Below are 10512 nucleotides of genomic sequence, written 5' to 3'. Positions count from 1 at the left end.
AGGTAGTCCCTGCGGATATTTGCGATACGGGAATGCAGACACTGTATTTTGCGTTTCTGCTTCTGCCAGTTGTTGCTGAATCTGACCTTGCGGCTTAACTGTCGCTGAAGTCTCGCCAGCTTTTTCTGGTTTTTCTGGAAACTGTTTACAGGCTCAAAGACTGTGCCATCTGACAGCGTGGCAAGTTTAGCCACGCCAGCATCCAGTCCGACCATTGATACTGAAGGGTGAACAGGAGTGGATACTTCACTTTCAGTCTGAATACTGATGTACCACTTACCGCAGGACTGGCTGACTGTGACATTTTTTACAACCCCCGTGACCTGACGACTGTTCCGGTAGCGCATCCAGCCAAGTTTCGGCAGAAAAATACGGCTGTTTTCCTGATCGAGCTTAACGCCCTGCGGGTAGTGGAATGCATCATTCTGTCCCCGCTTTTTGAATCGGGGAAAAGCAGCCCGATTCTGGAAGAAGTTTTTGTAAGCCCGCTCAAGGTCTTTCAGTGACTGTTGCAATGGCTGTGATGGGGCATCTTTAATCCATTGTGTTTCAGTGGCATTTTTCCACTCAACCAGCCAGGAAGCCATTTTCGCGTAAGGGATGTATTTATTACCGGCCTCATGATTCTCATTCTGACGTGCCAGAGCACGATTGAAAACGAAACGACATGCGCCTGCGAAGCGCCTCATTTCACGCTCCTGTTGACCACCGGGTCTTCACTGGAATTTAAATGCCTGCAGTCGTTTCACCGGTCAAATTATATTTTGGTCTATGAAAAAAGAAACCGATATCCGACGCGGAAGGCACTGTGTTTTTCCCACGCATGTTCACTTGGTCTTTGTCACCAAATACCGACGTCAGATTTTTGACTATGACGCGACAGAAAAACTACGCACTTACTTTTCAAATGTATGTGCTGATTTTGAAGCTGAACTGGTTGAAATGGATGGCGAACAAGATCACGTCCATTTGTTAATTAACTATCCACCCAAACTGGCAATATCCAGTCTGGTAAACAGCCTCAAAGGCGTATCGAGTAGGTTACTGCGATGAGATCGACCAGATATTGCAGTCAGGTATTACTACAAAGGCATTTTGTGGAGTCCCGGCTATTTTGCCAGTAGCTGCGGAGGTGCGCCAATATCCGTCATCCGCCAATACATTGAACAACAGCAAACACCTGGTTAGGTGAAAAACCGCGCCTTATATCCCCGCCCTGATTGAACTGCCCCCATAAACCTGGACAGTGATAATTAGTCCGCGATGTGGCCTGAGTCCGGTATTCTACCGGACTCAGGCCCTTTAACTTCTCTTTTACAAACGAGAGGGAGACAACGGTACTTAATACGCCCTTTAACCAAAATCTGGCTTTTTCTTGATTACCGCTATTTTTTCGTTAAGGCGCATTCTTTATGCTGTATCGATACACCAAAGGTAAATTAAACAGGGAGTGACGGATGCCAGTGCTACAGTGGGGAATGTTATGTGTTCTGTCACTTCTCCTTTCTATTGGCTTCCTCGCTTTACATCTCCCGGCGGCACTCCTGCTTGGGCCGATGATCGCCGGGATCATCTTTAGTATGCGCGGGGTTACCCTGCAACTCCCCCGCTCCGCTTTTCTCGCCGCGCAGGCCATTCTTGGCTGTATGATTGCGCAAAACCTGACCGGTTCGATCCTGACCACGCTGGCGGTTAACTGGCCGATTGTGTTAGCTATTTTACTGGTGACGTTGCTTTCCAGTGCTATCGTGGGATGGTTACTGGTGCGCTATAGCTCACTGCCCGGAAATACTGGTGCCTGGGGCTCCTCGCCTGGTGGTGCGGCGGCAATGGTCGCGATGGCGCAGGATTACGGCGCAGATATCCGCCTGGTAGCGTTTATGCAGTATCTGCGGGTACTGTTTGTCGCGGGGGCCGCTGTTCTGGTCACCCGAATGATGCTGGGCGATAACGCTGAAGCGGTTAACCAGCAGATAGTATGGTTTCCGCCAGTCAGCATTCATCTCCTGTTCACCATCCTGCTCGCGGTCGTTGCCGGTACGGCGGGATGCCTGCTACGTCTTCCTTCCGGCACGATGCTTTTTCCGATGCTGGCAGGTGCGGTGCTCCAGTCTGGCGAGTTCATCACGATTGAGTTACCGGAATGGCTGCTGGCGATAGCTTATATGGCGATTGGCTGGCGAATTGGTCTGGGCTTCGATAAACAAATCTTACTGCGGGCATTGCGTCCGCTGCCGCAAATCCTGCTGTCGATATATGCTCTGCTCGCCATCTGCGCCGCGATGGCGTGGGGGCTGACCTGGTTTATGCATATTGATTTTATGACTGCCTACCTCGCCACCAGCCCCGGCGGACTAGATACGGTGGCGGTCATCGCCGCAGGGAGCAATGCCGATATGGCGCTTATTATGGCGATGCAAACCCTGCGCCTGTTCAGTATTTTGCTGACGGGGCCTGCCATTGCGCGGTTTATTTCAACCTATGCGCCGAAGCGAACGGCCTAGTGCTGGCAACCAGGACACCAGTAAAACGGGCGCGATGACAGCGTGGTTTTCTCAATGGTGCCGCCACAGCGTTCGCACGGTTCGCCATCACGATGAAAAACCTTAAAACGGAACAGCGCGCCGTGATGTTTATTTTCATCCACCTGCCCCCGCGTAGCGTAAGAAAGTCGCGGAATATCCAGTAACGCGTGTGCGAGCGCATCCAGTTGCGCCGCGTTGAGATCTTTCGCTTTATGATTTCCGGTCAACCCAACCTGCCAGAGGATCTCCACGCGCAGATAATTGCCAAGCCCTGCCAGAAACGCCTGGTCAAGCAGTAACCCGGCAAACTGACGGTTACGAAAGCGCGGCGACAATAACCGTTCTTTCACCACATCCGGCGTCAGATTCGGGTCGAGCACATCGGGGCCAACGCGTTGTAAGAACGGATGCGTCGTCGGTTGTTCCGGCGTTAACATTTCAATATCAGAGGCGCTATAAAGCAGAATGGTTTTGTCGGCTGTTTGCAGCTTTACCCGCAACACCCGCGTGGTCTGCGGCTCTTCGCCAGTATCAACCACGCGCCAGACACCATAGAGTTGGTTATGGCTATAGAGCGTTAAGCCATCCGAAAAATGGGTCAGCAACGCTTTTCCGCGCGTTTCCACATAAGTGACATGCTGACCAATAAGTTGTGATTGATAAGGTTTTAACTGCGGGAAGGCAAACCAGACATCGGTCAGTGGTTTGCCTTTGATCGCCGCCTCCAGGTTATCCGCTGCACGGCGGATCTCCGGACCTTCAGGCATGGTGATATCCTTTTTTCATTCTTTGTTCAGAGGGATTATGCTGCGACAACAATCCCCTTTTCGGCAAATGCAGATCGTAGCCGGCGGGCGAACGCCAGTGCGTGTTCTCCGTCGCCATGCAGGCAGACCGTTTGCGCCGCGACCATTGCCCATTCGCCGGTGATACTTTTGACTCTGCCGTGTTGCACCATCTCCAGCGTTTGCGCCAGCGCCTGTTCTTCGTTTTCAATCAACGCGCCTGGTTGGCTTCGCGGCACCAGCGAACCGTCGGCTTGATAGCCGCGATCGGCAAACACTTCCTCGCGCGTTACCAGCCCATATCGTTCGCCTGCACGAATCAGCTCGCTTCCTGCCAGTCCAACGAGAATCAATGCCGGATCGCAGGCGTAAACGGCTCTGGCGATGGCGTCTGCCAGTTGTGCGTCTTTCGCTGCCTGGTTGTATAACATGCCGTGCGGTTTAACATGACGCATTACGCCACCTTCCGCCCGGGCAATCGCTGCCAGCGCGCCAATTTGATACAGCGTCTGGGCATAAACGGTTTCTGGCGGCAGCTGCATGGCGCTGCGACCAAAATTTTCTCTGTCGGGAAAGCTCGGATGAGCGCCAATAACCACACCATTTTTTATTGCTTCTCGCACGCTTACCAGCATGGTTTGTGCATCGCCTGCATGAAATCCACAGGCAATATTGGCCGACGAAACTAGCGTTAAAAGTTCCGCATCGCTGGAACTCCCTTCGCCCAGATCGGCGTTAAGGTCAATTTTCATTGTGCAGCCGCCACGCTAATTGTTCGAAATAACGTTGCTGATCTTGCCGCGCTTTCAGCGCCTCTTCCAGTGAACACTGGACAAAATGAATCGGCTGACCGAGCGGAATTTGCGCCAGATGGTACATATCAGCCTCAATGATGCAGGCAATGCGCGGGTAACCGCCGGTAGTTTGCGCGTCGTTCATCAACACAATGGGCTGCCCGTTATGCGGCACCTGCACCACGCCTGGCAACAAACCGTGAGATAACAGTTCGCGATCGGTGGTGCGTTTTAAAATTTGCCCCTGTAAGCGATAGCCCATGCGGTTACTTTGCGGGCTAAGCTGCCAGGGCGAACGCCAGAATGCATCCTGCGAGGCGCGATCAAACTCATGATATTCCGGCCCCGGTAAGGCGCGAATCCGGTTGCCCCACAGCAGCTGTTTAACGCCCTGCGCTTCCATAAAATCACGCTTCGCTTTGCCAATGGGGAGTCGGTCACCATCCTTCAGTAAACGCCCTTCCAGCCCGCCAATCCCCACCTTGAGATCGGTGCTGCATGACCCCATCACTGGCGGCACATCAATACCGCCCGCCACCGCCAGATAGCTACGTACACCATGTTGTGGACGTTTAAGCATTAAACGCTGGCCTGCTTTCATCGGCAGGCGCCAGCCAGTCCAGACAGAATTATCATCCAGCCGCGCCTCGCAACCTGCGCCAGTCAGGGCAAACCAACCATCGCTTTCAAACTCAACCGTTAACTGACCGAGCGTGATCTCCAGCGCGGGCGCGTTGGCATCATTACCCACCAGCAGGTTAGCAATGCGTAGCGCAGGCATATCCAGTGCGCCGCAGTGGCTGATACCCGACTGGCGAAAACCGTGACGGCCGCCATCCTGCACGGTGGTATACATGCCCGCACGAATGATTTTCAGCATACTCCCTCCTTCTGCGGTACAAAGCGCACGCTATCTCCCGGACGCAATAAGATAGGTTCGTCACGCGTCGGGTCAAACAGACTGAGCGAAGTATGACCTATCAACTGCCAGCCGCCCGGCGTTGCCAGTGGATAAACACCGGTCTGCGGCCCGCCAATCCCGACAGAACCTGCCGGAACGAGCAAGCGCGGTTCAGCGCGCCGTGGCGTGTGTAGTTGTTCCGGCAAACTCCCGAGATACGGGAATCCCGGTTGAAAACCTAAAAACCAGACCACGTATTCCACGGAGGAGTGCAGTTCAACGACCTGTTTTTCGCTCAACCCACAATGCGCAGCGACCACCGCCAAATCCGGCCCGCCTGCGCCACCGTAAACCACCGGAATTTCGATAAAGCGAGACTCCGGTTCCAGCGCCTCGCTCTCTTCCCACCAGCGTTGCAAACGCTCTATGGCGTCCAGCGCCAGCGTTTCAGGGTTACGCAAAATCACCGTGATATTGTTCATGCCGGGAATAGCTTCAACGACATTCGGCATATCCACCAGACGCTGGGCCAGCCGCCAGATCCGTTTCTGGCTGGCCAGCGTCACCGGCGGCTCCAGTTCCAGCACTACCGCCGTTTCACCTATCAGATAACAACGCGCTCGTTGCACTTTCGATCCCTCTGACTATTCGTTATGCAGGATTAGGAATATCAATAAAGGTCACATCAAGATCGGTATTTTCATTCAACCACTCGCTCAACGCGCGAATACCGCCGCGTTCGGTAGCATGGTGACCCGCAGCATAAAAATGCAATCCCTGCTCGCGGGCTGAATGAATGGTCTGTTCAGAAACTTCGCCAGTAATAAAAGCATCCACGCCAAAACGCGCGGCACTATCAATAAAACTTTGCCCACCACCGGTGCACCAGGCGACGCGCTGTACTACCTCCGGGCCGTTGTCGCCACACCACAACGGCTTGCGTCCCAGACGCGCTTCAATCCATGAGGCCAGTTCCAGCCCCGGTACCGGCATGGTCAGTTCGCCCCACGGCACCAACGGCTCAATTTCGCCCATGACCGTGATCCCCAGTAACGACGCCAGTTGCGCGTTATTGCCCAGCTCAGGATGTGCGTCAAGTGGCAGATGCCAGCCATACAGGTTGATATCATTCGCCAACAATGTTTTTAAGCGGTTACGCTTCATACCGCGAATTACTGGCGATTCCCCTTTCCAGAAATAACCATGATGCACAATGACCGCATCAGCGCCCAGGCGTACCGCTTCATCGAGTAGCGCCTGGCTGGCGGTGACACCGGTAACAATTTTTTGCACCGTCTCTTTGCCTTCCACCTGCAAACCATTCGGCGCATAATCACTTATCGCCGCGCTGTTCAATTTCTCGTTAATCAGTTGTTCCAGTTCGGTGTTTTTCATCATTGCGCCTTCCATATTCTGATAGCTACTCCGTTAACATAGCGTTCCCTCGCCTGTTCGTCGATAGCCAATCTTTCGACATATTAAGAAACAAACCCATCGCCAAAAGGCGCAAATTGTTTATCTCATAAATGCATAGTTCATGTATATTTATGCAATCAGACAGCATATTGCATAAATAATCAGATCTGTATCAGAGTTTTAACTTTAAGGAAACACACGCACGCCGCGCAACTATTACGTGGTGTCGCATCCAACCGCGGAATTACTATGAATAAACACGCATCACAGCCGCGCGCTATCTACTACGTTGTCGCGCTGCAAATCTGGGAATATTTTAGCTTTTACGGCATGCGTGCCTTGCTGATTCTCTATCTCACCAATCAACTGAAATACAACGACACCCACGCTTACGCGTTATTTAGCGCCTACTGTTCGCTGGTGTATGTCACGCCGATCCTCGGCGGTTTCCTGGCGGACAAAGTGCTCGGCAACCGCATGGCAGTAATGATAGGGGCATTGTTGATGGCAGTCGGGCATGTGGTACTGGGCGCCAGCGAAATCCACCCGACATTCCTCTATCTGTCGCTGGCGATTATTGTCTGCGGCTATGGTCTGTTTAAATCCAACGTCAGTTGCCTGCTTGGTGAACTGTATGAACCGACCGATCCACGTCGCGATGGCGGTTTCTCGCTGATGTATGCGGCGGGTAACGTGGGATCGATTATTGCCCCTATCGCCTGTGGTTACGCCCAGGAAGAGTACAGTTGGGCGATGGGCTTTGGCCTGGCGGCGGTTGGCATGATCGCGGGTCTGATCATTTTCTTATGTGGCAATCGTCATTTCACACATACCCGCGGCGTTAACAAAAAGGTGCTGCGTGCGACAAACTTTCTCCTGCCGAACTGGGGATGGCTGCTGGTTCTGCTGGTCGCAACGCCTGCGCTGATTACTGTACTGTTCTGGAAAGAGTGGTCGGTATACGCCTTAATTGTCGCCACTATCATTGGTCTGGCGGTACTGGCGAAAATTTATCGCAAAGCAGAAAACCAGAAACAGCGTAAGGAGCTGGGGCTGATTGTGACGCTCACCTTCTTCAGCATGTTGTTCTGGGCCTTCGCACAACAGGGCGGCAGCTCGATTAGCCTTTATATCGACCGCTTCGTTAATCGCGATATTTTCGGTTATAGCGTTCCGACCGCCATGTTCCAGTCGATTAATGCTTTTGCTGTGATGTCGTGCGGTGTGGTGCTTGCCTGGGTGGTAAAAGAGAGCGTTGCGGGTAATCGTACCGTGCGCATCTGGGGGAAATTTGCTCTTGGCCTCGGCCTGATGAGCGCCGGGTTCTGTATCCTTAGCTTAAGCGCCCGCTGGTCTGCAATGTATGGCCACTCTTCCCTGCCGCTGATGGTGCTTGGTCTGGCAGTGATGGGGTTTGCCGAACTGTTTATCGATCCGGTTGCTATGTCGCAAATTACGCGTATTGAAATCCCCGGCGTGACCGGCGTATTAACCGGCATTTACATGCTGCTTTCCGGTGCGATTGCTAACTATCTGGCGGGCGTCATTGCCGATCAAACATCGCAAGCTTCGTTTGATGCTTCCGGGGCGCTCAATTACTCCATCAATGCATATATAGAAGTGTTTGATCAAATCACCTGGGGTGCGCTGGCGTGTGTAGGACTGGTGCTGATGATTTGGCTGTATCAGGCGCTTAAGTTCAGAAACCGTGCGCTGGCGCTGGAGTCTTAGTAGGCCAACACCGATGCCTGATGCGACGCTTAACGCGTCTTATCAGGCCTGGATGGCCCATTGAATTTGCACTATTTGCCAGGCCGGATAAGGCGTTCATGCCGCATCCGGCATCTGGGCACGAGTCTGTTATTTCCCCCTCCTCGCCGCCTCATACGCTGCCAGCGTTCGCAGCCTCGCCTCTTTGTGATCGACAATCGGTTGCGGATAATCCAGCTTCACGCCCGCTTTCTGCGCCCACTTCCACGGCTCATGCACCGCTTTCCCTGGCACATCACGCAACTCCGGTAGACACTGGCGGATAAACTCGCCTTCGCGGTCAAATTTCTCGCCCTGGGTTGTCGGGTTGAAAATACGAAAATACGGCGCAGCATCTGTCCCCGTTGAAGCCGCCCACTGCCAGCCACCGTTATTGGCTGCCAAATCGCCATCTATCAGTTGCGACATGAAATACCGCTCACCTTCCCGCCAGTCGATCAACAAATCTTTCACCAGAAAGCTGGCTGTGATCATCCGCAGGCGATTATGCATCCAGCCAGTGCTGTTAAGCTGACGCATAGCAGCATCGACAATCGGGTATCCCGTTTTGCCTTCCTGCCAGGCCTTTAAATGCGCGGGATTACTCTGCCACTGCACGCGGTCGGTCCAGACAATAAACGGACGATGTTTACACAGCGAAGGATAATACGTCATCAAATGGCGGTAGAACTCGCGCCATATCAGCTCATTAAGCCAGACACTACCCGGTCCGCCTTCCAGCGCCTGCGGCTGTTCCGCCAACAGGCGATGTAAACACTGGCGAGGCGATAATCCACCCGTTGCCAGGCTGGCGGACAAACGACTGGTGCCTTCTACTACCGGAAAATCTCGTTGTTGCTCATATTCTCCGGCACCGTTCTGGCAAAACTGGCGTAATTGCGCAATCGCCGCTTTTTCTTCCACCGGGAAATGCGTGGTATCGAAAGACTGACGAGGGTAATTCAGCGTAATGGATGGCGCGGGCTCTATCGATCCGCTACTACGAACTTTTGGTGCACCGACGCACTCCGGCATCCCTTCCCGCAACCGTTTCAGCCAGGCGTTTTTAAACGGCGTAAAGACTTTGTACATCTCATGATTGCCAGTCATCACCGCCCCCGGCGGCAGGATCACGCTGTCATCAAATCCTTCACACACCACGTTACGTAGCGCTCTCTCAACCTGCACATCCCGCGCCCGCTCATGCACCTCATACTGATAGTTATAAAACAGGTGGGTAACACGATTTTCCGCGCACACCTGTTTAACTGTTTCGACGCTGGCGACAAAGTCATCCACTTCACGGAACAATAAAGGAATACCTTTTTCCGCCAGCGCTATTCGTAGCCCATTCAGTTGAGCATTGATAAGTTCAGCCTGACGCGGCGACATGTTATGCGTCGCCCACTGGCGTGGTGTAGCGATATACACCGCCAGCACGCGTGCAGACGAATTGCGACAAGCGGTAGTCAGCGCGAGATTATCGTGCAAACGTAAATCCTGGCGAAACCAGACCAGATGGATGGTCATAAAACTCCTGCATGGCGCAAGTTAATCACACGCGGCCAAAGTTCGAAATAACGCTGCCCTGAAAGCCAGGCGTTAGGATAAAGCGCCATATAGTGTTTGATACGCATCAGCGGCGCAAGAAGAGGCTGCTCGCCACGGCGATAACTGTCGATAAGCACCGCCAGCTGCTGGCGTTCTGTGGAATCAAGATGCGGGCGAAAATACCCCTGAACGTGCATCAAAACGTTGGTGTGGTCACGTCGGTTGGCGGGGTGAGAAAGCAAAACAATTACGCGTTGGCGGTACTGGTTGTAAAAATCATCCAGATTTTGCCACTGATGAATATCAGCCACGAATGGGCCAAGTTTGCGGTACTCCGGTTGGGAATGAGCCAGAAATACGAGCTTATAGCGGCTGTGATAATCGAGAAGCGCTCCGCGCGTTAAGCCATGTTCTTTCAGTCGATGTAACTCATGAAGCGCGAAGATACGGATTAGAGTGCTGTCATCAAATCGTTGTTGATTCATTACTGCTCCTGAACAGTTTACAGGAGTAAGTGTAGACGTTGGGAAATGAAATTTTTGAAGCTAATCCTGTTGTAGCAGGGCAAGATTACGAAAGGCTGCTCCCCGCAAGGACTGACGCCAGGTAGTTTCTGTCCATGGCTGCCCTTTCCATTCAAACGTGAAATCAATAAGTTCATCAGGGACATCGCAAACAATGTGAAGACGGATTTCTTCTCTGCCGTGACTCTTTTCACTAATTGCGTAACTGTCATGCTCTGGATTATTTAATTCTTTCAGTGGAAATTTTTCCTCAAAGGCTTTATTAAG

Annotated in this window: 10 protein-coding genes and 2 pseudogenes; 3 read left to right on the top strand and 9 right to left on the bottom strand. The window is 52.7% G+C overall.

All coding sequences use genetic code 11. From position 1 onward, the window contains the following. Positions 1-689 (bottom strand): transposase (locus FEK50_RS05240; RefSeq protein WP_240783258.1); only part of this gene is annotated, 689 nt, incomplete at its 3' end. Positions 690-771: 82 nt separating this feature from the next. Between FEK50_RS05240 and tnpA the strand changes: the two are divergent. Together tnpA and FEK50_RS05225 are read left to right on the top strand one after the other, a co-directional pair. Next, positions 772-1188, top strand: a pseudogene (gene tnpA, locus FEK50_RS05235) (IS200/IS605 family transposase). A gap of 269 nt (positions 1189-1457) precedes the next feature. Beyond that, positions 1458-2504, top strand: coding sequence for an AbrB family transcriptional regulator (locus FEK50_RS05225; RefSeq protein ID WP_131162609.1), 1047 nt, complete (start codon positions 1458-1460; stop codon positions 2502-2504). Here FEK50_RS05225 and nei read toward each other — a convergent pair. From nei to ybgI, 5 genes are read right to left on the bottom strand one after another with little or no spacing between them, the layout of a single operon-like run. Further along, positions 2501-3292, bottom strand: coding sequence for an endonuclease VIII (gene nei / locus FEK50_RS05220; RefSeq protein ID WP_131162608.1), 792 nt, complete (start codon positions 3290-3292; stop codon positions 2501-2503). The genes FEK50_RS05225 and nei overlap by 4 nt on opposite strands. 35 nt (positions 3293-3327) lie before the next feature. Next, the gene (gene pxpA / locus FEK50_RS05215; protein WP_131162607.1) at positions 3328-4062 is read right to left on the bottom strand and encodes a 5-oxoprolinase subunit PxpA; all 735 of its coding nucleotides are present in this window, start codon (positions 4060-4062) and stop codon (positions 3328-3330) included. Continuing rightward, positions 4052-4984 carry a 5-oxoprolinase subunit PxpC gene (gene pxpC, locus FEK50_RS05210; RefSeq protein ID WP_131162606.1) on the bottom strand — a complete coding sequence of 311 codons (933 nt, stop codon included), beginning with the start codon at positions 4982-4984 and terminating at the stop codon, positions 4052-4054. The genes pxpA and pxpC overlap by 11 nt, the downstream gene beginning before the upstream one ends. After that, positions 4978-5634: a 5-oxoprolinase subunit PxpB gene (pxpB, locus tag FEK50_RS05205; protein ID WP_130210756.1), complete on the bottom strand. Its 657-nt coding sequence runs from the start codon at positions 5632-5634 to the stop codon at positions 4978-4980. Before pxpB ends, pxpC begins: the two co-directional genes overlap by 7 nt. Before the next feature lie 22 nt (positions 5635-5656). Beyond that, the gene (gene ybgI / locus FEK50_RS05200) at positions 5657-6400 is read right to left on the bottom strand and encodes a radiation resistance protein YbgI (protein ID WP_130215061.1); all 744 of its coding nucleotides are present in this window, start codon (positions 6398-6400) and stop codon (positions 5657-5659) included. A 270-nt stretch (positions 6401-6670) separates the two neighbouring features. Between ybgI and dtpD the strand changes: the two genes are divergently transcribed. Then, positions 6671-8152 (top strand): dipeptide permease DtpD, encoded by a 1482-nt coding sequence (gene dtpD / locus FEK50_RS05195; RefSeq protein ID WP_131162605.1) that lies wholly within the window; start codon positions 6671-6673, stop codon positions 8150-8152. Positions 8153-8281: 129 nt separating this feature from the next. Here dtpD and phrB read toward each other — a convergent pair whose 3' ends face one another. From phrB to FEK50_RS05180, 3 genes and pseudogenes are all read right to left on the bottom strand, one after another. Further along, complete coding sequence (gene phrB, locus FEK50_RS05190; RefSeq protein WP_131162604.1) at positions 8282-9700, bottom strand: deoxyribodipyrimidine photo-lyase; 1419 nt, start codon at positions 9698-9700, stop codon at positions 8282-8284. After that, entirely contained in the window at positions 9697-10206 is a 510-nt protein-coding gene (locus FEK50_RS05185) for a YbgA family protein (RefSeq protein ID WP_131162603.1), read from the bottom strand. The genes phrB and FEK50_RS05185 overlap by 4 nt, the downstream gene beginning before the upstream one ends. Before the next feature lie 141 nt (positions 10207-10347). Continuing rightward, positions 10348-10512, bottom strand: a pseudogene (locus FEK50_RS05180) (ISAs1 family transposase); the annotation flags it as partial.

It is taken from the genome of Escherichia sp. E2586 (assembly GCF_005781105.1).
Classification (GTDB): Bacteria; Pseudomonadota; Gammaproteobacteria; order Enterobacterales; family Enterobacteriaceae; genus Escherichia.
This window is presented reverse-complemented; position numbering and strand designations above follow the sequence as displayed.